The sequence below is a fragment of the Blastococcus haudaquaticus genome (assembly GCF_900230285.1).
GTDB lineage: Bacteria > Actinomycetota > Actinomycetes > Mycobacteriales > Geodermatophilaceae > Blastococcus_B > Blastococcus_B haudaquaticus.
Genome location: NZ_OCNK01000001.1, coordinates 1,270,657 through 1,297,397 on the forward strand (window position 1 = coordinate 1,270,657; position 26,741 = coordinate 1,297,397).

General features: G+C 74.5%; 25 protein-coding genes. 19 read left to right on the plus strand and 6 right to left on the minus strand.

Annotation, left to right across the window (positions count from 1 at the left end; translation table 11 throughout):
- The first annotated feature begins 14 nt into the window (after positions 1-14).
- The 7 genes from CRP30_RS06170 to nhaA all read left to right on the plus strand — a co-directional run bounded on the left by CRP30_RS06170 (position 15) and on the right by nhaA (position 7,970).
- Positions 15-665 (plus strand): endonuclease, encoded by a 651-nt coding sequence (locus CRP30_RS06170; RefSeq protein ID WP_097182967.1) that lies wholly within the window; start codon positions 15-17, stop codon positions 663-665.
- A gap of 129 nt (positions 666-794) precedes the next feature.
- The gene (locus CRP30_RS06175; protein WP_097183184.1) at positions 795-1,526 is read left to right on the plus strand and encodes an MOSC domain-containing protein; all 732 of its coding nucleotides are present in this window, start codon (positions 795-797) and stop codon (positions 1,524-1,526) included.
- 5 nt (positions 1,527-1,531) lie between these two features.
- Positions 1,532-1,747 carry an RNA-binding S4 domain-containing protein gene (locus CRP30_RS06180; protein WP_097182968.1) on the plus strand — a complete coding sequence of 72 codons (216 nt, stop codon included), beginning with the start codon at positions 1,532-1,534 and terminating at the stop codon, positions 1,745-1,747.
- A gap of 70 nt (positions 1,748-1,817) precedes the next feature.
- Complete coding sequence (locus tag CRP30_RS06185; RefSeq protein ID WP_097182969.1) at positions 1,818-3,251, plus strand: RNB domain-containing ribonuclease; 1,434 nt, start codon at positions 1,818-1,820, stop codon at positions 3,249-3,251.
- A complete protein-coding gene (locus tag CRP30_RS06190; RefSeq protein ID WP_097182970.1) occupies positions 3,248-4,432 on the plus strand; it encodes a pyridoxal phosphate-dependent aminotransferase in 1,185 nt (394 codons plus the stop codon). Before CRP30_RS06185 ends, CRP30_RS06190 begins: the two co-directional genes overlap by 4 nt.
- A 13-nt stretch (positions 4,433-4,445) precedes the next feature.
- Positions 4,446-5,210, plus strand: coding sequence for a nitrilase-related carbon-nitrogen hydrolase (locus tag CRP30_RS06195; protein WP_097182971.1), 765 nt, complete (start codon positions 4,446-4,448; stop codon positions 5,208-5,210).
- Between the two features lie 138 nt (positions 5,211-5,348).
- A complete protein-coding gene (nhaA, locus tag CRP30_RS06200) occupies positions 5,349-7,970 on the plus strand; it encodes a Na+/H+ antiporter NhaA (protein ID WP_159961555.1) in 2,622 nt (873 codons plus the stop codon).
- A 4-nt stretch (positions 7,971-7,974) separates the two neighbouring features.
- On the opposite strand, the gene CRP30_RS06205 is transcribed toward nhaA, so the two are convergent.
- Complete coding sequence (locus CRP30_RS06205) at positions 7,975-8,910, minus strand: PRC and DUF2382 domain-containing protein (RefSeq protein ID WP_097182972.1); 936 nt, start codon at positions 8,908-8,910, stop codon at positions 7,975-7,977.
- Positions 8,911-9,050: 140 nt separating this feature from the next.
- Here CRP30_RS06205 and CRP30_RS06210 point away from each other — a divergent pair, with 140 nt between their 5' ends.
- Positions 9,051-10,589, plus strand: coding sequence for a CYTH and CHAD domain-containing protein (locus tag CRP30_RS06210; protein ID WP_097182973.1), 1,539 nt, complete (start codon positions 9,051-9,053; stop codon positions 10,587-10,589).
- Positions 10,590-10,662: 73 nt separating this feature from the next.
- The gene (locus CRP30_RS06215; RefSeq protein ID WP_200814563.1) at positions 10,663-11,913 is read left to right on the plus strand and encodes a metallophosphoesterase; all 1,251 of its coding nucleotides are present in this window, start codon (positions 10,663-10,665) and stop codon (positions 11,911-11,913) included.
- 3 nt (positions 11,914-11,916) lie between these two features.
- On the opposite strand, the gene CRP30_RS06220 is transcribed toward CRP30_RS06215, so the two are convergent.
- Both CRP30_RS06220 and CRP30_RS06225 read right to left on the minus strand, forming a co-directional pair.
- A complete protein-coding gene (locus CRP30_RS06220) occupies positions 11,917-12,492 on the minus strand; it encodes a TetR/AcrR family transcriptional regulator (RefSeq protein ID WP_159961558.1) in 576 nt (191 codons plus the stop codon).
- Between the two features lie 158 nt (positions 12,493-12,650).
- Positions 12,651-13,682 (minus strand): ATP-dependent 6-phosphofructokinase, encoded by a 1,032-nt coding sequence (locus CRP30_RS06225; RefSeq protein ID WP_235003199.1) that lies wholly within the window; start codon positions 13,680-13,682, stop codon positions 12,651-12,653.
- A gap of 161 nt (positions 13,683-13,843) precedes the next feature.
- On the opposite strand from CRP30_RS06225, the gene CRP30_RS06230 reads away from it, so the two are divergent.
- The 3 genes from CRP30_RS06230 to CRP30_RS06240 all read left to right on the plus strand — a co-directional run bounded on the left by CRP30_RS06230 (position 13,844) and on the right by CRP30_RS06240 (position 15,480).
- Complete coding sequence (locus tag CRP30_RS06230) at positions 13,844-14,572, plus strand: GntR family transcriptional regulator (protein ID WP_235003200.1); 729 nt, start codon at positions 13,844-13,846, stop codon at positions 14,570-14,572.
- Positions 14,572-15,042, plus strand: a complete 471-nt coding sequence (locus CRP30_RS06235) for an SRPBCC family protein (protein WP_097182976.1) — start codon at positions 14,572-14,574, stop codon at positions 15,040-15,042. Before CRP30_RS06230 ends, CRP30_RS06235 begins: the two co-directional genes overlap by 1 nt.
- Before the next feature lie 165 nt (positions 15,043-15,207).
- Positions 15,208-15,480, plus strand: coding sequence for a GlsB/YeaQ/YmgE family stress response membrane protein (locus CRP30_RS06240; protein ID WP_200814564.1), 273 nt, complete (start codon positions 15,208-15,210; stop codon positions 15,478-15,480).
- A gap of 39 nt (positions 15,481-15,519) precedes the next feature.
- Here the strand turns inward: CRP30_RS06240 and CRP30_RS06245 are convergent, their stop codons facing one another.
- Positions 15,520-16,158, minus strand: a complete 639-nt coding sequence (locus tag CRP30_RS06245; RefSeq protein ID WP_097182977.1) for an MBL fold metallo-hydrolase — start codon at positions 16,156-16,158, stop codon at positions 15,520-15,522.
- Positions 16,159-16,273: 115 nt separating this feature from the next.
- Between CRP30_RS06245 and CRP30_RS06250 the strand changes: the two genes are divergently transcribed.
- Positions 16,274-16,495 (plus strand): hypothetical protein, encoded by a 222-nt coding sequence (locus CRP30_RS06250; protein ID WP_097182978.1) that lies wholly within the window; start codon positions 16,274-16,276, stop codon positions 16,493-16,495.
- A gap of 66 nt (positions 16,496-16,561) precedes the next feature.
- Here the strand turns inward: CRP30_RS06250 and CRP30_RS06255 are convergent, their stop codons facing one another.
- The gene (locus CRP30_RS06255; protein WP_143278405.1) at positions 16,562-17,098 is read right to left on the minus strand and encodes a hypothetical protein; all 537 of its coding nucleotides are present in this window, start codon (positions 17,096-17,098) and stop codon (positions 16,562-16,564) included.
- Between the two features lie 63 nt (positions 17,099-17,161).
- Positions 17,162-17,938 carry an enoyl-CoA hydratase-related protein gene (locus tag CRP30_RS06260; RefSeq protein ID WP_097182980.1) on the minus strand — a complete coding sequence of 259 codons (777 nt, stop codon included), beginning with the start codon at positions 17,936-17,938 and terminating at the stop codon, positions 17,162-17,164.
- A 172-nt stretch (positions 17,939-18,110) separates the two neighbouring features.
- Between CRP30_RS06260 and efeU the strand changes: the two genes are divergently transcribed.
- The 6 genes from efeU to CRP30_RS06290 all read left to right on the plus strand — a co-directional run bounded on the left by efeU (position 18,111) and on the right by CRP30_RS06290 (position 26,733).
- Positions 18,111-19,001 carry an iron uptake transporter permease EfeU gene (gene efeU / locus CRP30_RS06265; RefSeq protein WP_097182981.1) on the plus strand — a complete coding sequence of 297 codons (891 nt, stop codon included), beginning with the start codon at positions 18,111-18,113 and terminating at the stop codon, positions 18,999-19,001.
- Complete coding sequence (gene efeO, locus CRP30_RS06270) at positions 18,988-20,133, plus strand: iron uptake system protein EfeO (RefSeq protein ID WP_097182982.1); 1,146 nt, start codon at positions 18,988-18,990, stop codon at positions 20,131-20,133. Before efeU ends, efeO begins: the two co-directional genes overlap by 14 nt.
- A gap of 4 nt (positions 20,134-20,137) precedes the next feature.
- A complete protein-coding gene (gene efeB / locus CRP30_RS06275) occupies positions 20,138-21,442 on the plus strand; it encodes an iron uptake transporter deferrochelatase/peroxidase subunit (RefSeq protein ID WP_097182983.1) in 1,305 nt (434 codons plus the stop codon).
- A gap of 223 nt (positions 21,443-21,665) precedes the next feature.
- The gene (locus CRP30_RS06280; protein WP_097182984.1) at positions 21,666-23,246 is read left to right on the plus strand and encodes a protein kinase domain-containing protein; all 1,581 of its coding nucleotides are present in this window, start codon (positions 21,666-21,668) and stop codon (positions 23,244-23,246) included.
- A 78-nt stretch (positions 23,247-23,324) separates the two neighbouring features.
- Positions 23,325-24,809 carry a protein kinase domain-containing protein gene (locus CRP30_RS06285; RefSeq protein ID WP_097182985.1) on the plus strand — a complete coding sequence of 495 codons (1,485 nt, stop codon included), beginning with the start codon at positions 23,325-23,327 and terminating at the stop codon, positions 24,807-24,809.
- Positions 24,810-24,918: 109 nt separating this feature from the next.
- On the plus strand, positions 24,919-26,733 hold the full coding sequence (locus tag CRP30_RS06290; protein ID WP_143278406.1) for a SpoIIE family protein phosphatase: 1,815 nt from the start codon (positions 24,919-24,921) through the stop codon (positions 26,731-26,733).
- The last annotated feature ends 8 nt before the right edge of the window (positions 26,734-26,741 follow it).

Below are 26,741 nucleotides of genomic sequence, written 5' to 3' on the forward strand. Positions count from 1 at the left end.
GTAGCGGGCACGGCATGGGGGACGAGCGCCTGACGGACGACGCCGTCGCCCGTGCCGTGCTCGCGCGGTACGGCACGACGTACGCCGAGGAGGCGGGCATCCGGCTCGCCGACGAACCGGCGCCGCTGTTCCAGCTCCTGGTGCTGGCCCAGCTCCTGTCCGCGCGGATCGGGGCCGGCGTGGCGGTCGCCACGGCGGCAGAGCTGTTCGCCGCGGGCTGGACCACGCCGGCGCGGCTGCGCGACGCCGGCCGGGGCCGCGTCGTCGCGGCCCTGGGGCGGGGCGGCTACCGCCGCTACGACGAGCGGACCGCCACCCAGCTGCGGGAGATGACAGAGCTCGTGCTCGCCCGGTACGACGGCGACCTGCGCGGGCTGGCGGCGGCGTCGGGGCAGGACCCGGGCCGCGCCTCGGTGCTCGTGCAGGAGGTCAAGGGCATCGGGCCGACCGGTGCGGCGGTCCTCCTCCGCGAGGTCCAGGCCGTGTGGCCCTGGGTGCGGCCCTGCATCGACGGGCGGGCCCGAGCGGGCGCCCGTCGGGTGGGGCTCCCGGACACCGCTGCAGTGCTGGCCGCACTGGTGGCGGGCGACGACCTCGCGCGGTTCGCCGCAGCCCTGGTGCGCGTCTCCCTGCTGCCGGCGAGCCAGGACGCGCTGAGCGGCTGACCGCCCTGTGGTGAGCTGACCGCATGCACCAGCCCTCCTGGCCGTCGTCCGAGCCCGGCGAGGTCCGGCTGATCGCCGGCGCCGCCGACCCGGCGCGCAGCTGGACGGTGGCCTGAGGTGGCCGGTCCGATGCGCGTCGCGGAGCTGTGGCGCTACCCGGTCAAGTCGTTGCAGGGCGAACGCCTGGCGGCGGCGGAGATCGACGCCCTCGGGATCGCCGGTGACCGTCGCTGGGCGCTGTTCGACCGCACTTCCGGCCTGGGGCTCACCGCGCGGCGGGTGCCGGAGCTGCTGTTCGGGTCGGCCCGGCTCACCAGTGACGGCGGCGTGGAAGTGGTGCTCCCCGACGGCACGGTGACCACGGACGAGCAGGTCCTCTCCGACTGGTTGGGCCGGGACGTGGAGCTGCGCGCCGCGTCCGAGCGGGACGACCAGATCCCGACGTACGAGGCCCCGGCGGACGAGGACGTGCCCGACCCCACCGAGTGGCTGCAGTGGGAGGGCGCCCCCGGGCCGTTCCACGACAGCCCCCGCATCCGGTTGTCGCTGGTCTCCACCGGGACCCTCGGCACCTGGGACCGGCGCCGGTTCCGCGCCAACGTCGTCCTGGACGGCGAGGGGGAGGACGAGCTGCGCGGGCGGGAGGCGGACCTCGGCACCGTGCGGCTGCGGGTGGGCATCCCCATCGCCCGGTGCGTGATGACCACCCGCCCGCAGCCGGGAGGCATCGGCCGCGACACCTCGGTGCTCAAGACCATCCATCGCGAGCGGGACGGCCACCTCGCGGTGCGCGCCGCCGTCCTCGCGGCCGGGACCGTGCGCACCGGCGACGCGCTGGTGGTCGCGGAGTCGGCAGACTGACCGCCATGCGCACCGTCGACCTCCGCTCCGGCGAGGACACCATCCGCCTGGGTCAGCTGCTCAAGCTCGTCGACGCCGTCCCGACCGGAGCCCAGGTGAAGGACGTGCTGTTCGCCGGGACCGTCCGGGTCAACGGCGAGCCGGAGGAGCGCCGAGGGCGCCAGCTGCACCGCGGCGACGTCGTCCAGATCCAGGGCATGGAGGACGTCCGCATCGCGTGACCGAGGGGCGTGCGACCAGCCACTTGGTCCTCGTTCCACGTGGAACCTCCGGTTCTGCCAGGCTGGCGGCATGGTCCGTGCCCCGATCCGCGTGCCCCGGTGGCCCGAGGCCGCGACGGAGGGTCCGGACTTCGCGGCGATCCGCGCGGAGTTCGACGTCCCCGAGGAGTTCTCGGCCGACGTCCTGGCCGAGGCCGAGGACCGGGCCGCGCAGGCGCGTCTTCCCGAGCTGGACGCCACCGACGTCCCGTTCGTCACGCTCGACCCGGTCGGCAGCCGCGACCTGGACCAGGCGGTGCACCTCGCCGCCCGGGGCGACGGCTACCGGGTGAGCTACGCGATCGCCGACGTCGGGGCGGTCGTCGACCTCAAGGGTCCGCTGGACGGCGAGGCCCGCCGCCGGGGCCAGACGTTGTACAGCCCCGACCGCCGCACCCCGCTGCACCCGCCGGTGCTGAGCGAGGGCGCGGCCAGCCTCCTCGCCGACCAGCTCCGCGCGGCGGCCCTCTGGACGATCGACCTGGACGCCGACGGCGAGCCGGTCCGGGTCGAGCTGCGCCGCGCGCGGGTGCGCAGTCGCGCCCAGCTCGACTACCCCTCCGTGCAGGCGCAGGCCGACGCCGGGACGCTGCCCGAGCCGCTCGCGCTGCTGCCCGAGGTGGGCGCGCTCCTGCAGCGACGGGCCACCGACCGGGGTGCCATCGAGCTCGGCACGCCGGACCAGGAGGTGGTCGCGACGCCGGACGGCTGGACGCTGGCGTTCCGCGGCGACCTCCCCGTCGAGGGATGGAACGCCGAGATCTCGCTGCTCACCGGCCGGTGCGCCGCCGGCCTGATGCTCGACGGCGGCGTGGGGCTGCTCCGCACGCTGCCGCCCGCCCCGCCGCAGGACGTCGCCCGGCTGCGGCAGCTCGCGCCCGCGCTCGGTGTGGACTGGCACGAGGGCCGGGCCCCGGGCGAGGTGATCGCGGGCCTCGACCCCACTCGTCCCGGCCATGCCGCCTTCCTGGAGGAGGCCGTGAGCCTGCTGCGCGGAGCCGCGTACACGGCGTTCGACGGCGCACCGCCCGAGCAGCCCGGCCACGGCGGGGTGGGGGCGCCCTACGCGCACGTCACGGCGCCGCTGCGGCGGCTGGTCGACCGCTTCGGCACCGAGGTCTGCCTCGCGCTGGCGGCGGGCCGGGAGCCGTCGGCGGATCTCCGCGCCGCGCTGCCCGGGCTCCCGGCGCTCATGGCGGCGTCGGACCGGCGCACCCGCGAGGTCGAGCGCGCGGTGGTCGACGCCACCGAGGCCTGGCTGCTGCGCGGCCGGGTGGGGGAGACCTTCTCCGCGGTGGTGGTCGAGGCCGACGACGGACGCGGCACGGTGGTGCTCGACGACCTGGCGATCCGCGGCCGGTGCACCGGCGCGGGACTGCGCCCGGGCACCCGGGTGCGGGTCCGCCTGGAGGTGGCCGACGTCGTGGGCCGCGTCGTCCGTTTCACGCTGGAGGAGTCCGCATGACGCGGGTTCCCTACCTGTCCGCCCGCCTGCAGGGCTTCGGGACGACGGTCTTCGCCGAGATGAGCGCGCTGGCGGTGGCCACCGGCTCGGTGAACCTCGGCCAGGGGTTCCCCGACTACCCCGGCCCGCCCGAGGTCCTCGACGTGGCCCGCGCCGCCATCGGCACCGCCGCCGACCAGTACCCGCCCGGTCCCGGCACCCCGGAGCTGCGGACGGCGGTGGCCGCCCACGTGCAGCGTTTCCGGGGGAGGGCCTACGACGCCGACACGGAGGTCCTGGTCACCGCCGGGGCGACCGAGGCCTTGTCGGCGGCGCTGCTCGCCCTGCTGGAGACCGGCGACGAGGTCGTCCTCTTCGAGCCGATGTACGACTGCTACGCGGCGGGCATCGCGATGGCCGGCGGCGTGGCCCGGCCGGTGCCGTTGCACCCGCCGGCCGGCGGCGTCGGGACCTGGACCTTCGACCCGGAGGCGCTGCGCGCGGCGATCACCCCGCGCACCCGCATGCTCCTGCTGAACACCCCGCACAACCCCACCGGGAAGGTGTTCACGGAGGAGGAGCTGGAGCTCCTGGCCGGGCACGTCCTCGAGCACGACCTCCTGGTCCTCACCGACGAGGTGTACGAGCACCTGGTCTTCGACGGCACCCGGCACCGGTCGATCGCCGACGTCCCCGGCCTGCGGGACCGGACGCTGGTCGTCGGGAGCGCCGGCAAGACCTTCAACGTCACCGGCTGGAAGATCGGCTGGATCTGCGGCCCTGCCCCGCTCGTCTCCGCCGTCCGCACGGCCAAGCAGTTCCTCACCTTCGTCAACGGTGGCCCGTTCCAGCCGGCCGTCGCCGCCGGGCTGGCGCTGCCGGACGCCTATTTCACCGGGCTGGCACAGGACCTGCAGTACCGCCGGGACGTGCTCGTGCAGGGGCTGGCCGAGGCGGGGCTGCCGGTGATCAGCCCGGAGGCGACCTACTTCGCGACCGTGGACGTCCGCCCGGTGCAGCCCGACGGCGACGGGCTGGCGTTCTGCCGTGCCCTGCCCGAGCGGGCCGGGGTGGTGGGGGTGCCGACCGGGGTGTTCTACGACCCGGAGCACGCGCACCTGGGCCGCCACCTGGTGCGGTTCGCCTTCTGCAAGAGCGACGCGGTCCTGGGCGATGCGGTGGAACGGCTGAGGAGGCTCTGATGAGGTGGGTGCAGTGAGGATCGCCGCGGTGCAGCACGACATCGTCTGGGAGGACCGGGACGCCAATTTCGCCCGGCTGGCCCCCCAGGTGGCCCGGGCGGTCGGGGCGGGTGCGGAGCTGGTGCTGCTCACCGAGACCTTCAGCACCGGGTTCTCGATGACGCCAGGCATCGGCGAGCCGGAGGGCGGCCCGTCGGCGCAGTTCCTCGCGGGCCAAGCGGCCGAGCACGGCGTGTGGGTGGGCGGCACGTGCCCGGAGATCGCCGACGGGCAGCAGCTGCCCTACAACTCGTTCGTCCTCGCCGGGCCCGACGGCACCGTCCACCGCTACCGCAAGCTGCACCCGTTCACCCACGCCGGCGAGCACGAGCGGTTCCGGGCCGGGGAGGGGCCGGTGACCCTGGACGTCGGCGGGCTCCGCATCACCCCGTTCGTCTGCTACGACCTGCGCTTCGCCGACGTGTTCTGGACGGCGGCGCCGGCCACCGACGTCTACCTGGTCCCCGCCAACTGGCCCAGCCCCCGGCGACTGCACTGGCAGACGCTGCTGCAGGCGCGGGCCATCGAGAACCAGGCCTACGTCGTGGGGTGCAACCGGGTGGGGACGGCCGGCGACGGCACCGAGCACGCCGGGGACAGCCGGATCGTGAGCCCCATGGGGGAGCTGCTGGCGACGGCGGCGGGCGTCGAGACGATCGTGCTGGCCGACGTCGACGCCGCCGAGGTGACGGCGACCCGCGACCGGCTGCGCTTCATCCCCGACCGCCGGGGGAGCTGACCCCGCCGCCGACCTCACCTCGCGACCGCCGTCCCCGTGCTCCGGCGCGAGGACGGCGACCTCGCGGTCGGGACGGCGAGCGTGGGGGGCACGGACGGGGACTCCCGCCGGAAACGTCCGGGCCCTAGCGTTCCCCCGGTGACCACCCTGACCGGTGCGAGCCGCACCGGATCCGCGCACCTCGCCGCCCAGCTCTCCGCCCCCGCCCGCCGGCTGATGCGCTCCGGCGTCGCCGGCGCCGGCCTGATGGTGCTCGCCACCCTCGTGGCGCTGGTGTGGGCGAACTCGCCCTGGGCCGACTCCTACGACGAGCTCTGGCACACCGAGCTGGCCCTCAGCTTCGGCGACTCCGCGATCGCCATGGACCTGCAGCACTGGGTCAACGACGGGCTGATGGTGTTCTTCTTCTTCCTCATCGGCATGGAGGTGCGCCGCGAGCTGTCGATGGGCGAGCTGGTGCAGCGCAGCCGGCTCACCATCCCGACGCTCGCGGCGGTCGCCGGCCTGGTGATCCCGTCGCTGCTCTACCTGGCCATCAACGCCGGCGGCGACGGCGCGGTGGGCTGGGGCATCCCGATGGCCACCGACACCGCCTTCGTGCTCGGCGCGCTGGCGATCTTCGGCCGCCACACGCCCATACAGCTGCGGGTCTTCCTGCTGTCGCTGTCGGTGGTCGACGACATCGGCGCGCTGAGCGCGATCGCGATCTTCTACTCCGACGAGATCGATCTCCTCGCCCTGGCGATCGCCGGCCTCTGCGTCCTGGCCTTCATCGGGCTGTCCCGGATGCAGGTCTGGCGGGGGCCGGCCTACTTCGCCGTCGGCGCGGTGATGTGGGTGGCGATGTACGAGTCGGGCGTGCACGCCACCATCGGCGGCGTCGTCCTGGGGCTGCTGGTCAGCGCCTACCCCCCGCGCCGGGCCGAGGTCGAGCGGGCCGGGTCGCTGGCCCGGGCGTTCCGCCAGTCACCGGAGCCCTCCCTGGCCCGCGAGGCCAAGCTGTCGGTGGAGCGCGCGATCTCGCCCAACGAGCGCATCGGCGCGGTCCTCGTGCCGTGGAGCAGTTACGTCGTCGTGCCGGTGTTCGCCCTCGCCAACGCCGGGGTGCGCATCGACGGCACGCTGCTGGAGCGCGCGCTCACCTCGCCGGTGACCATCGGCGTCTTCGTCGGGCTCGCGGTGGGCAAGCTGCTCGGCGTCGGGCTGGCCGCGGCGCTCGCCGTCCGGCTGCGGCTCGGCGTCCTCCCGCCCGGGGTCGGCCTCGGCCACGTGTGGAGCGGCGCGGCCCTGACCGGCCTGGGCTTCACCGTCTCGCTGTTCGTCACCGACCTCGCCTTCGACGACGAGCGGCTCCGCGAGGAGGCGACCATCGGCATCCTCGCCGCCGCCGTGGTCTCCACCGCCCTGGGCGCGCTGTTCTTCCGCGTGCTGGGCCGGCGCAGCAGCGCCCCCGAGCGGCCGGTCGAGCTCGACCCGCCCGTGGACCCCGCCGTCGACCACGTCCGCGGCCCGGTCGACGCCCCGCTCACCCTCGTCGAGTACGGCGACATGGAGTGCCCCTTCTGCGGGCGGGCGACCGGCGTGGTGAGCGAGCTGCGCGGGCGCTTCGGCGACGACCTGCGCTACGTCTTCCGGCACCTGCCGCTGGTGGAGCTGCACCCGCACGCCCAGCTCGCCGCCGAGGCGACCGAGGCGGCCGGCGCCCAGGGCAGGTTCTGGGAGATGCACGACAAGCTGTTCGCCCACCAGGAGGAGCTGGAGGCGACCGACCTCCTCGACCACGCCTCGGCCCTCGGGCTCGACCTCGAGCGGTTCGCCCGCGAGCTGGGCGACGGCACCCACGCGCCGCGCATCCGGGACGACGTGGCCGGGGCGGAGGCGAGCGGGGTGGAGGGCACACCGACGTTCTTCGTCAACGGCGTCCGGCACAGTGGCCGCGCCGGCACCGACGAACTGGCGGCGGCCCTGCTGCGCACGGATCCGCGCGGCACTCCGGTGGAGCGCTCGGTGGCCGGGCCCACGCCAGCCCCGGGACCGCGCCCGCCGACCCCGCTCTCCCCACCGGCGAGGCTGCCCGCGGTCGAGGGGCTGGCGGAGACCGAGGACCCGAGCGGCGCCTCACCGCGGCTGGACGACCGCCAGCTCGCCGTCCTCCGCCGGGCGGGCCGCCGGCGCACGACGACGGGGGGCGAGGTCCTGGTCCAGGGCGGGGCCAGCGAGTGGGACTTCGTCGTGGTCCTCGACGGCACCGTCGCGGTCCTCGAGGACCCCGGTCCCGGCGACGGCGACCGGCCGCGCGTGGTCATGGTCGTCGGGCCCGGGCGGTTCCTGGGTGGGCTCAACATGCTGGCCGGCCAGCGCGCCGTGCGGACGGTGGTCGCCGCGGCTCCCGGGACGGTGGTCACGCTGAGCGTGCAGCGCCTGCGTCAGGTGATGAGCGAGGACCGGGAGCTGGCCGACCTCATCATGCGGTCGTTCCTGCTGCGCCGGGCGATGCTGATCGGCAAGGCGACCGGGATCCGCGTCGTCGGGGACCGTTCGTGGCCCGCCAGCGTCCAGCTGCAGGCCGTCCTGGACGAGCACGGCATCGCCCACCAGTGGCTGGACCCGGCCGAGCACGAGGCCGCCCGGGCGGTGCTCGCCGAGAACGCCACCCTGGACGAGGAGCGGCCGGTCGTCGTCGCCTCGGACGGGCGGGTCCTGGTCGACCCCGCGCCCGACGAGGTGCTTCGGGCGGCAGGGGTGGATCGGGTCGGCTGACCCCTCAGAGGCGGTTCGGGGCGCTGTCCTGGGCGAGGGCGGCGTGCCGGCCGGTGTCCTGGTCGACCGCGCCCCGCGGCGCTCCGGCCTGCGGAGTGCTGTCGTGGTCGACGACGATCTGCTCCCGCTGCACCTGCTCGGTGACCGTCTCCTGCCCCTGCACCACCTGGGTGCGCAGCCGCACCCGCTCCACCGGCACCACCTCGACGGTGACCACGGGGCGCTCCGTGTGCAGGACGATCTCGCTCGGCAGACCGGTCGTCGTCCCGAGCCGGTCGCCGGTCCCGAGCTCGTCGTGGGCCCCGGGGCGGTCGTCGGTCAGCAGGGACTCGCCCGGGCCGTCGTCGACGGCGTCGATGGGGACCTGCTCGAGCCGGATCTCCTCGCGCCGGATCGGCACGGTGATCTGGACCTCCTCGGTGACCACGTACTTGACCAGCCGGGCGCGCGTGGTGGCCACCCGCTCGGTGCCGACGACGAGCTGCTCCTCGCTCCGGGTCATCGAGCCGTCGCCGGTGGCGGCCGGGGGCCGCGGCGCCTCGGCGGGCAGCTCCACGGTCGGGGCCGCGGCCGCGCTCGCGTCGACAGGTGCGGTGTCGCCGCGGTCGGTGGCGGTGCCCCCGACAGCGCCCCCGACGGCGCCGTAGTGCCGGCGCAGCTCGGACTCGTCGTCGGGCGTGAGGTGCGCCCCCGCCAGCGACGGCGCGTTCTTCACGGCGTCGGCGTCGACGGGCAGGCGCAGCGTGCCGTCCTGGAAGCTCGCGTCGATCGCCGGAGCCACCGAGTGCCGCGTGCCGAACAGGCCCGTCATGACCGCCACCCACGACGGCGCTCCCGTGCGGTCGTCCAGGTAGAAGTGCTCGACCGTGCCGATCTTCTGACCGCTCGCGTCGTAGGCGGTGCTCCCGATCGCTGCGGAGATCTCTCGCTCGTCCAACATGGGCTGGGCTCCCTCCGCGCGGCGCTCCCCGACCGGGCGCCGTCGGGTCGTGACGTGCCCAGCAGCGGTAGCCCACGAACATGCCCGCGCTAGGTTCGAGGCCAGGGCCGCGCCCCGCGGCAGGAGAGGAGCGCGCCGGCATGACCAGTGGGCACCTGGAGATCGAGACCAAGTACGACGTCGCAGAGGGCTTCACGCTCCCCTCCCTCGACGGACTGGACGGGGTGGGACAGGTGAGCGGGCCCGTCGAGCACGGGCTCGAGGCGGTCTACCACGACACCGCAGACCTGCGGCTGCTGCGCGCCCGGGTGACGCTGCGCCGCCGCACGGGTGGACCGGACGCGGGCTGGCACCTCAAGCTGCCCGCCGGTACCGCCCGGCGCGAGCTGCACGCACCGCTGGGCCGCGCGGTCAAGAAGCCGCCGCAGACCCTGGCCGCGCCGGTGGCGGGTCTGCTCCGCGGGGCGCGCACCGCCCCGGTGGCCACGCTGCGGACCCGTCGGCAGGTCACGGCCCTGCGCGACGACGCCGGCCGCCTGCTGGCCGAGGTCGCCGACGACATGGTCACCGCCACGGTGCCCGCCGTGGCGCCCGGCGAGCCCGCCGAGCTGCACACCTGGCGCGAGATCGAGGTCGAGCTGGGGGACGGCGACCCGGACGCCGCCGCTGCGGTCGCCGCGGCGGTGGGGGAGCGGCTCGCCGCCGCCGGCGCCCACCCGTCGGCGTCGGCGTCGAAGGTGGGACGGGTGCTGGCGTCCCGGCTGGCCGCCGTGGTCCCGCCCCCGGCGAAGCGACGCAAGAAGGGCCCCCGCGCGGGCGAGTTCGTCACGGTGGCCCTCGCCGAGCAGGTGGCGCTGCTGCAGGCCGCGGACGTCGCGCTGCGCACCGACCAGCCCGATGCCGTCCACCAGCTGCGGGTGGGCTCCCGCCGCCTGCGCAGCTCCCTGGCCGCCCTCCGCATCGTCCTCGACCGGCAGGCGACCGACCCGCTCCGCGAGGAGCTCGCCTGGCTGGGCGGGCAGCTCGCCCAGGCCCGGGACGACGAGGTGGCCCTGGCCCACCTGAGGGAGCTGGTGGCCGAGCAGCCCGCCGAGCTGGTGCTCGGGCCGGTCGCGGCGCGTCTGCAGCAGCTCCAGGTCAAGGACGAGCAGGCCGGTCTGGACCGGGCCCGGGACACCCTCTCCGACCAGCGCTACCTGCGGCTGCTGGACGCCCTGCACGCGCTGGTCTCCGATCCTCCCCTCCTGGAGCGGGCCGACGAGCGGATCGAGGCGGTGCTCCGCGACGCCGTCGGCCACTCCGTGCGCCGGCTGCGTCGCCGCATGAAGGTCGCCGAGGACGCTCGAGGGGCCGGGAACGACGAGCCCCTGCACGACGTGCGCAAGGCAGCCAAGGGCGTCCGCTACGTGACGGAGATCGCCCGCGCCGAGGTGGGTGGGCTCAAGGACGTCGTGCGCGCGGCGAAGCGGGTCCAGGAGGTGCTGGGGGTCCTGCAGGACACCACCGTCACCCGTGAGCTGTGCCGTCGCCTCGCCGTCGTCGCCTTCGCGGCCGGGGAGAACGGGTTCACCTTCGGCCGGCTGCACGCGCTCGAGCAGGCCCGGGCGGAGCGGGCCGAGCAGGAGTTCTGGAAGATCGAGCCGGAGCTCCGCCGGGTGCTGAAGGACGCGGCGAGCTAGCGGGCCGCCGCCGCCCCGGCGTCGTTCCCTGGGAGACTCCTCGCGTGACGGACACCGGGCGACGGGTGCGCCCGTGTCGCTGATCGCCCTGCTCGGCTTCGGCACCGTGGTGCTGCTGGCCATGCTGCTGCTGCACGGCTACCTCTGGTTCCGCCTGGTACGCGGCACCACCGTCCCCGGCCGGCTGCGCCGGCGGCTGACGCGGCTCACCCTGGTGCTGGCGCTGCTGCCCGCGCTGGCCATCAGCCTGCGCCGCACCCTCCCGCTGGACGCGGCCGCCCCGCTCGACTGGATCGCCTACAGCTGGCTGGGCGTCGCCTTCTACGCCTTCCTCGCCCTGCTGGTCCTGGAACCGGTGCGGCTGATCGGCAACCTCGTCCTCCGGAGAAGGGCACGCAGGCCCGAACCGGTCGCGGCCGCGCTCGTACCCGCGGGTGCCATCCGGGAGGACGCCGAGGTCATCGCGTCACCGGATCCGCTGCCCCGGCGGCTGTTTCTCGCCCGGAGCCTCGCGGTCACCGCCGGCGCCGTCGCGCTGGGCACCGCCGGTACCGGTGCCTGGTTCGCCAACTCGCCGCCCGTCGTCCGCCGCGTGCCGGTGACGCTGGCCGGGCTGGACTCGGCACTCGACGGGCTCCGGATCGTCACCTTCTCCGACGGGCATCTCTCGGCGACCTACGGCGGTCGGCGGTTCGAGCGGCTGGTCGAGCTGGTCAACGAGCAGCGCCCCGACGTGGTGGCGATCGTCGGCGACCTGGTGGACGGCGACGTCGCCGAGCTGCGCGAGGAGGCGGCGCCACTGGCGGACCTGGTCAGCGACCAGGGCGTCTTCTTCGTGACCGGCAACCACGAGTACTTCGTCGACACGAACGCCTGGCTGCGGCACCTGCCCTCCCTCGGCGTGGACGTGCTCCGCAACGAGCGGGTCGCCATCCGCCGAGGCGGGGCGTCCTTCGACCTGGCCGGCATCGACGACCGGACGGCGGCGTCGTCGGGGCTCGCCGGGCACGGCGCGGACCTCGACGCGGCGCTCGACGGGCGCGACGACGGCGTCCCGGTGGTCCTGATGGCCCACCAGCCGGTGCAGGTGGAGCAGGCGGCGGCGGCCGGGGTGGATCTGCAGCTGTCCGGCCACACCCATGGCGGGCAGCTGTGGCCGTTCGACTACGCCATCCGGCTGGACCAGCCCGCGGTCGAGGGCCTGTCCCGGCACGGTGACACGCAGCTGTACGTCACCTCCGGGGCGGGGTACTGGGGACCGCCGATGCGGATCGGCGCCCGGCCCGAGGTCACCGTGGTGGAGCTGCGCAGCCCCCGGGGCTGAGCGTCAGAACCCCTGGAGGGCGTCGAACGCCTCCTCGATGAGCTCTTCGGGCTTCCGCTCCCCGTTGCCGTCGGCCCACGCCAGGAGCCCGGCCGTGTAGGCGGACAGGTAGGCGTTGACGACCACGGCGTCCCGCGCGGTGAGCGCCGTGCCGGACAGCTCGGGGAGTGCCGCGGTGATCATCTCGGCCGTGATGCGTTCGAAGGTGGCCGCGCCCGTGCGCAGGCTCGGCGTGGCGGCGATGATCCGCCAGCGGACCAGCTGGGCCTCCCGGAACTCCGGGGTCCAGGACGCGAGCCACATCGGCATCGACCGGCGGACGCGTTCAGCGACCGGCCCCGTCGGGTGGAAGGCGAACAGCGCGGCGATGTCGTCCGCCGTCGGCAGCTGCATGATCAGGTGTTCCTTGGACGCGTAGTGCGCGTAGAAGGTGGGGACGGAGACACCTGCCGCCCGCGCGATCTGACCCACGCTGACGGCGTCGAACCCGTGCTCGGCGAAGAGGTCCAGGGCGCCGTCGTAGATCCGCTGATGGGTCGCCGCCCACCGCCGGGCACGCCAATCGGGCGTCTCGGTCACGATGGTCCTCCGATGCCCCCGTCGGCTCACCGTCACCGCACCGGTGGTTTCGAGGCGATGGCTGGGGGCCATTGTGCGCCCCGTACCCGGGGACGAGGAATGCACTCGTGGCCAAGGACCCCCGGCTCACCTGGGCAGTTGTTGCCCGGGCGGTGGGATCAGCCGGTGAAGGCGGCGGTCTCCGCCAGCCGGGAGGGGGTCACGGTCTTCAGGCGGGCGACCGCCTTCTCCAGCGGCACGAGCTCGATCTCGGTGCCGCGCAGGGCCACCATCTGGCCGTGGTCGCCCTTGTGGGCGGCGATCGTCGCGTGCAGGCCGAACCGGGTGGCCAGGACGCGGTCGAAGGACGTCGGGGTGCCGCCGCGCTGGACGTGGCCCAGCACGGTCGTGCGAACCTCCTTGCCGGTGCGCCGCTCCAGCTCGGCGCCGAGCTGCTGGGCGACCCCGGTGAAGCGGCGGTGGCCGTACTCGTCCACGCCGCCGTCCCGCAGGTCCATGGTCCCGGGGCGGGGCGTCGCGCCCTCGGCCACGACGCCGATCACGTGGGAGTCGCCGCGCGCGAACCGCTCGCTGACCAGCCGGCAGACGTCCTCGATGTCGAACGGCTCCTCGGGCACCAGCGTGAGGTGCGCGCCCGAGGCGAGGCCGGCGTGCAGCGCGATCCAGCCGGCGTGCCGGCCCATGACCTCGACGAGCAGGACCCGCTGGTGGGACTCGGCTGTGGTGTGCAGCCGGTCGATCATCTCGGTGGCGATGCTGACCGCGGTGTCGAAGCCGAAGGTCAGGTCGGTCTCGTCGATGTCGTTGTCGATGGTCTTGGGGATGCCGACGACGGGGACGCCGGCCTGCGAGAGCAGATGGGCGGCGGTGAGCGTGCCCTCCCCGCCGATCGGGATGAGGACGTCGATGCCGTGCGTGGCCAGCACGTCCTTCATCTGGGGCAGCTCGTTGCTGATCCGCTCCGGGGCGACCCGGGCCGAGCCGAGCGTGGTCCCGCCGCGGGTCAGCAGCCCGTCGACGGCCGCGATGTCCAGCGGTGTCGTCCGGTCCTCGAGCAGGCCGCGCCAGCCGTCGCGGAAGCCGACGACCTCGCTGCCGTAGTGGGCCGAGGCCGTGCGGACGACGGAGCGGATGACGGCGTTGAGGCCGGGGCAGTCGCCCCCGCCGGTGAGGACACCGATGCGCAACACGTTCTCCCTCGAGAGGCGAGATGCGACCATACGTCATGACGTCCTGATGTTTCGCCTCCCGCGCCGGAGCGTCCCGCTGCATGGGAATCGATGTGACGTCTGATACGACATGACGACCAGACGTCTTGAGATCCCGTACCTTTGCACGCGTGGTGAGCCCCGTGACCGGACCCAAGTACCTGGCGGTCCGGGAGCACCTCCGCCGCCGGGTCGCCTCCCTGCCCGAGCTGACCCTCCTCCCGCCGGAGCCGGTGCTGTGCGCCGAGTACGGCGTCAGCCGGATCACCCTGCGCCGTGCGGTCGACGGCCTGGTCGCCGACGGGCACCTGGTGCGGGAGCAGGGTCGGGGCACCTACGTCACCCGCCCGGCCATCCGGCACGAGTACCGCGAGAGCTTCGTGCACCGGATCGCCGGCTTCAGCTCGGTGATGAGCGAGCAGGGCGCACAGGTGGGCACGAAGGTGCTCACCCAGCGGGTCGTGCCCGTCCCCGCCTCCGTGGCGGTGGAGCTCGCGCTCGACGGGACGACCGACGTCGTGGAGCTCGAGCGGCTGCGCAGCGTCGACGGGGAGCCCAACCACGTCGCGCACAGCTTTCTCCCCGCCGAGCTCTACCCCGGCGCCGTCGATGCCGACTTCAGCGAGGGCTCGCTGTACGACTACCTGCGGCGCGAGTACCAGGCGGACCTGGCCACCGCCCGGATCGTGGTCGACGTCGGCACGGCGGCCCCGGACGAGGCGGACCTGCTGCGGGTCGTCGCCGGCTCACCGCTGCTCGTCGTCCGGACGACGGTGCGCGACAGCGCCGGCCGCCCCCTCGTGCACAGCTACTCCCGGCTGCGGCCGGACGTGAGCCAGGTCGAGTTCGAGGTCTCGGTGGGCGGCCGCTGATGAGCACCACGGCCGCCGGCGTCCGTCTCGTCCCGCAGGCGCCGGCCGAGGTCTGGCGGGCGCTCGCCGTCCTGGAGCCCTACTGCTCGGTGTGCGACGTCTCCTACGTCCTGGGCGAGCCGACCGGCGCACCCGGCGTCGGGACGACGTTCGTCTGCGCTCCCGGACGGCTCGACGGCGCGCCCACCGCAGGCGCGCCGCAGGGCGAGATCGTGGAATGGGACGCGCCCCGGGTGGTGGCCACCCGGCTGCGACTCACCCCGGAGACCTGGACCACCCGGATCGAGCTGACCGGGACCGACGGCGGCGGTACGCGGGTGGCCATGACCATCACCCACGAGCCGACCGGCGGGGGCCGGGTGGTGCGCCGCCTGCAGCGCGGAGCCCTGCGGCGGCTGGTCCAGCGGACCGTGGACGCCGAGCTGGCCAAGGTGCCGGCCCACGTGGAGCGCGTCGCCGGTCCCGCGTGACCGACCCCGCCGGAGAAACCGCGGCCGGGAGACCTGCGCCTCACCCCGATGGGGGATTCCGCGCATCGATGATCGCTCCGGGGGTAGAGCCTCCTGTCGTGCACCGACGTGCGCAACCGGCACATGCCGGATGGGGGCCACGTCGGACGAACGAAGGAGAACGCTGTGCAGATCCTCGGCCTCATCGTGGTCGGCCTCATCATCGGCGCCCTCGCCCGGCTCATCAAGCCCGGCAAGCAGCGCCTGAGCATCCTCATGACGCTCGTGCTGGGTGTCGTCGGCGCCATCATCGGCGGCCTCATCGGTCACCTGTTCAACCGCGACACCAGCATCTGGGAGCTCAACATCGTCGGCTTCATCATCGCCGTCGTGGCTGCTGTCCTCCTGATCGGTGTCGCCGAGAGCGTCTCCGGTCGCTCGCGCGGCGCCGTCCGCTGACCTGTTCCCGGGGGACGCGGCCGGGCACGAGGCACTGCCTCAGAGCTCGGTCGTGTCCCCCGGGGCCAGCCGGCTGAACGGCGTGGGGGTCCCCGGACCCCGCTCGCCCAGCAGCCCGGTCACCACTCCCAGTCCTGCCTCGTTGAGCAGGCCGTCGTGGACGGCGAACGCCTGGTCGGCGTGCACCGCCCGCACGTAGTCAATGAGATCGGCCGTGCGCGACCACGGCGCGTGCATCGGGACGAGCAACGTCGGCACCGGCTCGTCGGGCACGGTCAGCGCATCCCCGGGGTGGAAGACCTCACCGCCGACGAAGAACCCGATGTTGGCGATCCGCGGGATGTCCGGGTGCACCTCCGCGTGCAGCTCGCCGTGGACCTGCACGTCGAAACCGGCCACCGTGACCGCGTCGCCGTGGCCCACCACGTGCAGCCGGCCGCCCAGGCCCTCGAGCCGGGCCGCCACCGACGTGTTCGTCCAGACCTCCAGCCGGGGATCGGCGTCCAGCGCCGCGCGCAGCCGCTCCGGCTCGAAGTGGTCGGCGTGCTCGTGGGTGATCAGCACCGCGTCGGCACCCTCGAACGCCGTCGGCTCGGTGAACGCGCCCGGGTCGATCACGAGGCTGCGGTCGCCGTCGGCCAGGACGACGCACGCGTGGCCGTGCTTGGTCAGCTCCATGCCCGCATCCTGCCCCGGCCGCCCGGGCTGCGCAGACCGCTCCCCCTCCCTCGTCGGGGGGAGAGGCGGGCCCGTACGCGTAACCCTCGGGCGGACGTCTGCCGACGTTCCTCGCATGATGCTGCAGACGACCGTGTTCGCCGCCGCACGCAGTCGCGCGCACGGACCCACCGTGGCGCTGTGGCACGCCGTCGAGCTCCACCGCCCGCCGGCCGAGGTGGACGGTGCCTGCGAGCTCACCCTCTGCGGCTCGCTGGCGCGGGTGTCGACCGACGAGTCGTGGCCCGTGGCCGCGACCGACGTCTGCCCGGCGTGCGCCCTGCTCTCCACCTGCTGAGAGCCCACTGACGCCCTGTCGCCGGGTGGGGGAGCTCGCCCCGACGGCAGGTGCACACGTCGCGGGTCAGCCCGCGTGCACGTCCCGCTGGTCGAGCTGGGCCGCCAGGTCGTCCAGGACCGCGCGGCGCCGCTCCGCGAAGAAGCGGCACGCGGCCGCGCCGGCCGTCAGCCCGAAGCCGAGGCCCAGGGCGGCGGCCAGCCCGCCCCCGGTCACGAAGAACGCCGCTCCGGCGCAGACGAGCGCGCCGCTCCCCAGGATCACCGGGAAGAGCCACCGCCAGACCCACAGCGCGGAACGGTGGTGGTCGAGAGCGTCGCGCCAGACGTCCGGCCCGACCAGGTGCCGTGGGAGCGTGCCGCGGTGGATCGCACCCGCGAGCGGGCGCTGGACCGCCCGTAGCCGCCTCGGGGGGATCACAGCGGCGATCGCCAGGGCCGTGAGCCCTCCGGTCGCGGAGCGAGCAGCGGTCTCGGCCCAGCTCCAGTCGTCGTCCCCGAGCAGCGCGTGCGCGACCCAGCCGACCAGCCACACCCAGGCGGCGCCGATCGCGAAGACCACCGCCAGGCGGCGGCGCTCCGGCAGGCGGGACGGCCTCGTCACGCCGAGGATCCTGGCCTCCACCCGCGACCGGCCGCCAGGGCCGTCCCCTGACGGGTGACTCCCTCAGCGGCCGGTGAACCTCGGCGCGCGCTTCTCCAGGAAGGCCTCGACGGCCTCGAGGTGGTCGGCGGTCCGGCCGAGCTCGTTCTGCAGCCGCGCCTCCGACGCCAGCGTGGCCTCCAGCGAGTCGGTGGCCGCCGTGGCCAGCACCGTCTTCACCGCCCGGTAGGCCGCCGTCGGACCGTTCGCCAGCCGGGCGGCGAGCGCCTGTGCCTCCGGCAGCACCTGCTCCGCCGGCACGACCCGGTGCACCAGGCCCCACTGCTCGGCGGTCTCCGCGGAGAAGGGGTCCGGCAGCAGCAGCAGCTGGGCCGCCCGGGAGCCGCCGACGCAGTGCACGAGGCGCGACGCGAGCGCCGAGTCGCTCGACAGCCCCACGCCGGTGAACGCCGTCGTGAACTTCGACCCGGCCGCGGCCACCCGCAGGTCGCCGGACAGCGCGATGCCGAGCCCGGCCCCGGCGCACGCGCCGTTGATCCCGACGACGACCGGGACGCGCATTGCCGAGAGGGCCAGGATCAGCGGGTTGTACTCCTCCTCCACGACCGAGAGGGAGGTCGCGGCGTTCCCGCGAAGCGACTCGACGTGCTCGGCGAGGTCCTGCCCCACGCAGAAGGCGCGACCGGAGCCGGTCAGCAGCAGCGCGCGCACCGACTCGTCCGCAGCCACCTCCCGCACCGCGGCCAGCAGCTCCCGGCGCAGCGCGTGGTCCAGTCCCGGACGCAGCAACGTCAGCGTGGCCACGCCGCCGTCGTCGGCCCTGCTCACCGTGTCGGACATCGACAGCCTCTCCTCCGCTCGGTCGTCCGGGCGCCGTCACCCTGCCACGACCCCGTCGCGGTCGGCAGGTGTGGTGTGGGCCACCTGCTGGTGCACCGCCGGATCGCGACTATGGTGAGGCTTGCCTACGTCGTCCGGCGGGGGTCCACCGTCGTCGCGATCGGTTCCAGCCATGGGTCAGGCCTTCCTCGCCAGCTACCTGATCGGCCTCCGCGAGGGTCTCGAGGCGACGCTCGTCGTCAGCATCCTGGTGGCCTACCTGGTGAAGTCCGGTCGCCGTCGTCAGCTCCTGCCGCTGTGGGGCGGTGTGGCCGCCGCCGTCGGCCTCTCCGTGCTGTTCGGGGCACTGCTGACCTACACCGAGACCTCGCTGCTGGCCGACTACCGCTCGCGCGAGCTCTTCGAGGCGATCGCCTCGGTCCTCGCCGTCGTCCTCGTGACCTGGATGATCTTCTGGATGCGCCGCACGGCCCGCCGGCTCAAGGGGGATCTGACCGGGAAGCTCGAGGCCGCGATCGGGGTCGGGGTGCTGGCCGTGGCGGGCATCGCCTTCGTGTCGGTGATCCGCGAGGGGCTGGAGACCGCGCTCCTCTTCTACGCCGCCGCACAGGGCGCCACCTCGACGTCCACCCCGCTGGTCGCGATCTCCCTCGGCATCCTGACGTCGATCCTCATCGGCTTCGGGCTCTACGCCGGGGCCATCCGCGTGAACCTGCAGAAGTTCTTCACGGTCAGCGGCGTGCTGCTGGTCTTCGTCGCCGCCGGGATCCTGAAGTACGGCGTGCACGACTTCCAGGAGGCCGGGGTCCTGCCCGGCCTGGACGTGATCGCCTTCGACATCTCCGGCGTCCTCGACCCCAACAGCTGGTACGGCGCGGCCATCGCCGGGATGTTCAACATCACCGCGGCCCCCACCGTGCTCGAGATGGTCGCGTACTTCGCCTACCTCGTCCCGGTGCTCTGCGCCTTCCTCTGGCCGTCCCGGCCAGCCCCTGCTTCCCGGACCGGTGCGGCTCCGGGTTCCTCCACGACGTCGGAGAACTCTCAGCATGTTCCTGCGTGACCGCCGGCTCGCCCTCCTCCCCGCCCTCGCGCTCGCCGTCCTGACGGCCGCCTGCGGCGGATCCGACGACGGCGGGAACGGCGGCAGCACCGCCGCCGCCGACACCATCCCCGTCGCCGCGACCGACGACTTCTGCGAGGTGGAGGCCTCCGAGCTCGAGGCCGGCACGCACGAGTTCGAGGTGACCAACGGCGGCAGCAAGATCACCGAGTTCTACGTCTACGCCGAGGGCGACCGCGTCATGGCCGAGGTCGAGAACATCGCCCCGGGCCTGAGCCGTCCCCTGCTCGTCGAGCTGCCGGCCGGCGAGTACGAGACCGCCTGCAAGCCCGGGATGATCGGCGACGGCATCCGCAACCCGCTGACCGTCACCGGCGAGTCCGCCCAGCTGTCGGAGGACGAGTCGCTCGCCCAGGCCGCCGAGGACTACCAGCGGTACGTGCAGAGCCAGACCGCGGCGCTCACCGAGCAGACGACGGCCTTCGTCGAGGCCGTCAAGGCCGGCGACATCGAGGGCGCGAAGGCGCTGTTCCCGGTGGCCCGCACCTACTGGGAGCGGATCGAGCCGGTGGCCGAGATCTTCGGTGACCTCGACCCGCGGATCGACGGCCGCGAGGGCGACCAGGCCGAGGGCGAGGACTTCACCGGCTACCACCGCATCGAGAAGGCGCTGTGGGAGACCGGCGACGTCTCCGACATGGGTCCCTACGCCGACCAGCTGCAGGCCGACGTCGCGGAGATCGTGGCCCTCGCGAACGAGACGACGCTCGACCCGCTCCAGCTGGCCAACGGCGCGAAGGCCCTCCTCGACGAGGTGGCCACCGGGAAGATCACCGGCGAGGAGGACCGCTACTCCCACACCGACCTCTGGGACTTCGCGGCCAACCTCGAGGGCTCGCAGGCCGCCGTCCAGGCGCTGCGGCCCTACCTCGAGGAGGCCGACCCCGAGCTGGTGACGGAGATCGACGAGCGGTTCGCCGAGACCGAGGCCGAGCTGGGGCAGTACCGCGCCGGCGACGGCTGGATGCTGCACGACCAGCTCTCCGAGGAGCAGCTCAAGGGCCTCAGCGACAGCATCACGGCGCTGACCGAGTCGGTCAGCCAGGTCGCGGCGGTCGTCGCAGACCGATGACGTCATGACCGAGCAGCAGGGTCCGGAGCCGCAGCCGGCGGGGGTCTCCCGTCGGCGGCTCTTCGGCTGGGTCGGCGCCGGCACCGCCGGCGTCCTGGCCGCCGGCGCGACCGGCGGCATGATCGGTCGGACGACGGCGGTGGAGACCGCGTCCTCGTCCGGACCGGGGCCCGATGACGCCGTCGAGTTCACCGGTGCGCACCAGGCCGGGATCGTCACCCCGGCCCAGGACCGGCTGCACTTCGTCGCCTTCGACGTCACCACCGACGACCGTGACGAGCTCGTGGAGGTGCTGAAGAACTGGACCGCCGCGGCGCGCCGCATGACGGCGGGCAGGGACGCCGGCCCAGTGGGAGCCGTGGAGGGCGAGCGGTTCGCCCCGCCGGACGACACCGGCGAGGCGATCGGCCTGCCGCCCTCGGGCCTCACCCTGACCATCGGGTTCGGCCCGACCCTGTTCCGGACGGCCGAGGGGGTCGACCGGTTCGGTCTCGATGCTCGGCGTCCCGCCCCGCTCACCGATCTCCCCGCCTTCGCGGGCGACCAGCTGGACCCGGCCATCAGCGGCGGCGACATCTGCATCCAGGCCTGTGCGAACGACCCGCAGGTCGCGGTGCACGCAGTCCGGAACCTGGTGCGGCTCGGTGCCGGCGTGGTGAGCGTGCGCTGGTCGCAGCTCGGCTTCGGCCGGACCTCCTCCACCAGCACGGGGCAGGACACCCCGCGGAACCTCTTCGGCTTCAAGGACGGCACGAACAACCTCAAGGCCGAGAACGAGACGGCCCTGGACCGCTTCGTGTGGGTGACCGACGACGACAGCGGCGCCGACTGGCTCTCGGGGGGCTCGTACCTGGTCACCCGGCGGATCCGCATGCTCATCGAGCCGTGGGACACCTCGACCCTCGACGAGCAGCACCGCACCATCGGCCGGACCAAGGGCACCGGTGCACCGCTGGGTCAGCGGGAGGAGTTCGACCCGGTCGACTTCCGGAAGCAGGTCGACGGGGAGTTCGCGATCCCCGAGACGTCGCACGTCTTCCTCGCCAACCCCACCAACTCGGGCACCGCGATCCTGCGCCGCGGCTACAGCTTCGTGGACGGCTCCGACGGCCTCGGCCGGTTGGACGCCGGGCTCTTCTTCATCGCCTACCAGCGGGACCCGGAGACCGGCTTCGTCCAGGTCCAGCGGAACCTGCGGCTGGACGCGATGAACGAGTACATCCGGCACACGTCGTCGGCGGTCTTCGCCTGCCCCCCGGGGATCCGGGACGACGCCGACTGGTGGGGCCGGGCACTGTTCGACGGCTGAGCCCGTCCTGAGCCGCGCGCAGCCGTCGCCGGACCGGTACGCACCGGAGTCGGCGCGCCGGGGCGCTCGCAAAGTCCCAGGTCGCGGCGTCACCCCGGTCGCGCATGTGACCGATCATGTGTAGCCCCGCCCCCGACTGGACAGAGGGGAACGGGGAGAATCACTCCCGGCGGCGACGTGGCGGCCTTCAGCAGCAGGGCCGGACAGGCAAGGGAGCACTACCGTGGTCGAACCGGGACGACGGTGCCTGGGCGACCGCTACGAACTGGACCGGCTGATCGCCGCCGGCGGCATGGGACAGGTCTGGCGGGCCCAGGATCTCGCCCTGCAGCGTCCGGTCGCGGTCAAGGTCCTCCGCAGTGAGTACACGGGCGACCCCACCTTCGTCGCCCGCTTCCGCGCCGAGGCCCAGCACGCGGCGTCGCTGAGCCACCCCAACATCGCCGCGGTCTTCGACTACGGCGAGGAGACCGCCCAGGACGGCACGGGGGAGACCCTCGCCTACCTGGTGATGGAGCTCGTCGAGGGCGAGCCCCTCTCCGCGCTCGTCGCCCGCGAGGGAGCCCTCGGCACGGAGACGACGCTCGGACTGCTCCGCCAGACCGCGTTCGGCCTCGGCGAGGCACACCGCGCGGGGATGGTCCACCGCGACGTCAAGCCGGGCAACATCCTGGTCCGCCCCGACGGCAGCGTGAAGATCACCGACTTCGGCATCGCCTGGTCGGCGCGCAGCGTCGCACTGACCCGCACCGGGCAGGTCATCGGCACCCCGCAGTACCTCTCCCCCGAGCAGGCCGAGGGTCGCCCCGCCACGCCCGCCAGCGACGTCTACGCCCTCGGCCTCATCGGCTACGAGTGCCTGACCGGCTCCCCCGCGTTCGAGGGCGACAACCCCGTCACCATCGCGCTCAAGCAGGTCCGCCAGGATCCCGAGCCGCTGCCCGCGGATCTGCCCGCCGAGGTCCGCGCGCTGATCGGACGGGCGCTCGGCAAGGACGCGGGCACCCGCTTCCCCGACGGCGCCGCGTTCGTCGCCGCCATCGACGACGTGCAGGCCGGTCGTCCCCTGCCCGCGGCACCGCCCACCGCGTCGGTCGCGTCCGCGGCGGTCGTCCCGCCGTCCCGGACGCCGGGCCCGGAGACCCAGCTCAGCGGCTCGGTGACCCGCCCACCGGCGGCCCGGCAACGCAGCCGCGTCGCCATGGTCCTGCTGCCGCTGCTCGCGCTGCTGGCCGGCGCGGGCATCGCGGTCGCCCTGTTGCAGGCACTGTCCGACGGGTCCTCCGGCTCGCCCGCGGAGGCGGCCGAGCAGCGCGACAGCGGGAGCGTCGTCCTGGACGCCGACGAGTACATCGGCCGGCCCCTCGAGGAGGTCGTCCGGCGCCTCACCCGGCTCGGCCTCGACGTGCAGCCCCGGGGCGAGGCCCGGGACGACGTGGTCCCCGACCAGGTGACCGGGGTCGCGCCGGACGGCGAGCCGCTGTCGCCCGGCGACACCGTCGTCGTCACGTACGCCACGGGCACGGAGTCGGGGAGCGGACCGGCCGAGCAACCCGCGGTGACCGGTTCTTCGGGCGGCGGCGGGAGCACGGCCGAGCCGACGGAGCAGGCGGTCCCGGTCGCCGGGACGACGGCGCCGTCCACCCGCTCGACGGCCCCGGTTCCCACGTTGGCCGGCACCCCCACGTCGGAGCAGCCCTCGGAGTCCCCGACGACGTCCTCCCCGACCGGCAGCGGGACGACGTCCGCACCGGAGACCACCGCACCCACCACCACCGCGACGTCGACCTCCCCGGCCGGGTGACGTCGCCGCCTCTGACGTGTGGTCCGCCCGACCGGGTGCCAGGCTGGTCGGGGGACCGATGGCGACAGGAGTGACGGGATGGTGGAACCGGGGCGTCGCACCCTCGGCGACCGCTACGAGCTCGGCTCCCTGCTGGCCACCGGCGGCATGGGCCAGGTGTGGCGGGGCCGGGACACCCTGCTCGACCGCCCCGTCGCGGTGAAGGTCCTCCGCAACGAGTTCACCGGGGATCCGACCTTCCTCGCCCGCTTCCGCGCCGAGGCCCGGCACACGGCGGTCCTGGCGCACCGCAACATCGCCGCCCTCTACGACTACGGCGAGGAGACGGCGCAGGACGGCACGGGGGAGACCCTCGCCTACCTGGTGATGGAGCTGGTCGACGGCGAATCGCTGTCGGACCTGCTGGCGCGCGAACGGCGGCTGCCGGTCGGGCCGACCCTCGACCTGCTGGAGCAGACCGCCGCCGGACTCGCGGCGGCGCACGCGGCGGGTGTGGTGCACCGGGACGTCAAGCCGGGCAACGTGCTGGTCGGCGCGGACGGCACGATCAAGATCACCGACTTCGGCATCGCCTGGTCGGCCTCCAGCGTCCCGCTCACGCAGACCGGCCAGGTCGTCGGCACGGCGCACTACCTGTCGCCCGAGCAGGCGGCCGGCACCAAGGCCGGCCCGGCCAGCGACGTCTACAGCCTCGGCATGATCGGCTACGAGTGCCTGGCCGGACGCCGGGCGTTCGACGGCGACAACTCCGTGCAGATCGCGCTCCGCCAGCTCCGGGACACCCCCGACCCGTTGCCGGACGACGTCCCCGAGAACGTCCGCCGGCTGATCGGCCGCGCGTTGCTCAAGGACCCGGCCCAGCGGTTCCCCGACGGCGCAGCCTTCCGCGACGCCGTCGCCGACGTGCTGGTCGGCCGCATGCTCACCCCACCCCCGGTGGACACCGGCACCCGCCGGTTCGCGGCCGTGGCGGGCCCGCCGCCGCGCCGCCGGTGGCTGCGGGTGCTGGCGCCGGTCGCCGCTCTCCTGGCCGGCGCCGGGATCGCGGTCGCCGGGGTCCAGCTCGTCGGCAGCGATCCGCCGCCGGCCACCGCCGCGGGGCCGACGACGGTCGTCCTCGTCGCCGACGACTACCTGGGCCGGCCGGTCGGCGAGGTGGAGGCGGAGCTCGGGGCCTCCGGCTTCGCCGTCGAGCGCCGGGCGGAGGAGACGGCGGCCCGACCCGCCGGGACGGTCACCGCGATCTCCCCGGCCGGCGCAGTCCGCGTCGGCTCGACCATCGTCGTCCGCTACGCGGTGGCCCCCGCCGTCGCCCCGGTGAGCGAGACCCCCGCCCCCCGGCCGGCGGAGGTTCCGCAGTCCGGCGGCGGGCCCGGGACGGCGGTCTCCCCGCCAGTGGCCGGGAACGCGGGCGAGGCGGCTGACGATGGGGCCGACGAGGGGGCCGACGAGGGCGGGGCCGACGACGCCGACGACGCGGCGCCCGGGAACGGGAACGGGAAGGGGAACGGCAACGGGAACGGCGGCGGTAAGGGCAACGGGCGGGGCCGCGGCGACGGCTGAGCCGGCTCCGCGCGCGGTCGGGCCGGCATGACAGGATCGCCGGCGAGCCCCGGCGGACCGGCCGGGACACGGGACGGGCGTCGCGACCGAGCGAGCCGGGCAGGGTGGGGTGACGAGCGGCGTGGGGGAGCGGTCCGGCGAGCCGCCGCAGACCGACTACGCGGCCGTCTTCCGGGCGATGCCCACCCCGTACCTGGTCATGACGCCGGACCTGGTCATCGCCGACGCGAACCCGGCCTACCTGGCGAGGACGGGCCGCCGCCTCGACGAGCTCGTGGGCCGGCCGGTGTTCGACGCGTTCCCGGGCAACCCGAACGAGACCGACCCGGACGGCGGCGCCACGCGGATCCGCGCCTCGTTCGAACGGGCCCGGGACACCGGCCTGATCGACACGATGGAGCTGCAGGAGTACGACATCCCCGACGGCCGGGGCGGCTTCTCCCAGCGGTTCTGGAGCCTGATCAGCATCCCGGTGGTCGACGGGAGCGGCGCGTGCCGGTACGTCATCCAGCGCGCCGAGGACATCACCGACTACGTCCTCGACCAGCGGGGCGCGGGCGATCGCGGGGAACCGAGCCACGGCATGGAGTGGCGCCGCCGCGTGCTCGACGTCGAGTCCGACCTCTTCGCCCGGGGGCTGGAGCTGGCGGCGTCCCGGGAGGCGGAGCTGGCCACGGCACGCCGCCTCGCCGCGCTGGCGGGGGTGGCCCTGGATCTCGCAGCGGCGGACAGCGTCGAGGAGCTGGTCCAGATCGTGTCGGTGAGCGGCCTGGAGGCGCTCGGCGCCCACGGTGCGGCCGTCGCCGTCCGCGACGGTGAGCTGCTGCGGCTGGAGCTCACCGAGGACCTCGGCCCCGTCGCTCGTGAGCGGTACGCCGTGCTGCCCCTGGACGCCCCCCTGCCCGGAGCCGTCGCCGCGCGGACCGGACGCACCCTCGTGCTCCCCGATCGCGCCGCCACGGTGGCCTTCGCCGCCGAGATGGCCGAGGCCGTCCAGTCCACGGGGAACGAGGCATGGGTCGCCCTGCCGCTGCAGGCGGGCTCGCGCAACCTCGGCTCCCTGATGGTCGGCTGGACGCGGGCGCAGGCCTTCACGGCCGAGGACATCGACCTGCTGGAGGCGTTCGCCGCCCAGTGCGCGCAGGTCCTCGACCGCATCCAGACCCGGCAGGCGGAGCGGGCGGCGCACGCGGCGGTCCGCGGGATGGCGGAGGCCCTCCAGCGCAGCCTGCTGACCGAGCCCCCGCAGCCGGCGGACCTGGAGATCGCCGTCCGGTACCTGCCGGCGGCGGAGCAGGCCCAGGTCGGCGGCGACTGGTACGACGCCTTCATGGTGGGCGACGGCAGCACCATGCTGGTCATCGGCGACGTCACTGGGCACGACCGGCACGCCGCCGCGGCCATGGCCCAGGTCCGCAACGTGCTGCGCGGCGTGGCGCACAGCCAGCCCGAGTCACCCGCCCGGGTCCTCGCCGCGCTCGACCGGGCCATGGGCGATCTCGCCGTCGGCACCCTGGCCACCGCCGTCCTGGCGCGGGTGGAGAACGGCCCCGACGGCGCCGGGTGCCAGCGGTTGCTGCGCTGGTCGAACGCCGGGCACCCGCCCCCCGTCCTGGTCGAGGCCGACGGCACGGTCACCCTCCTGGAGAGGACGCCCAACCGGCTGCTCGGCGTGGAGGCGGGCTCCCTGCGGGTGGAGCACGTCTGGCTGCTGCCGCCGGGCGCGACGCTGCTGCTCTACACCGACGGCCTCGTGGAACGCCGGGGCGCCACCCTCGACGACGGGATGGCCTGGCTGTGCGAGGAGGTGTCCCGGCTGCACGCCCTGCCGCTCGACGAGTTGTGCGACCGCCTGCTGGAGGTCCTGCCGGCGGAGCTGGACGACGACGTCGCGATCCTCGCGCTGCGGGCACGGCACACCTGAGCCGGCGG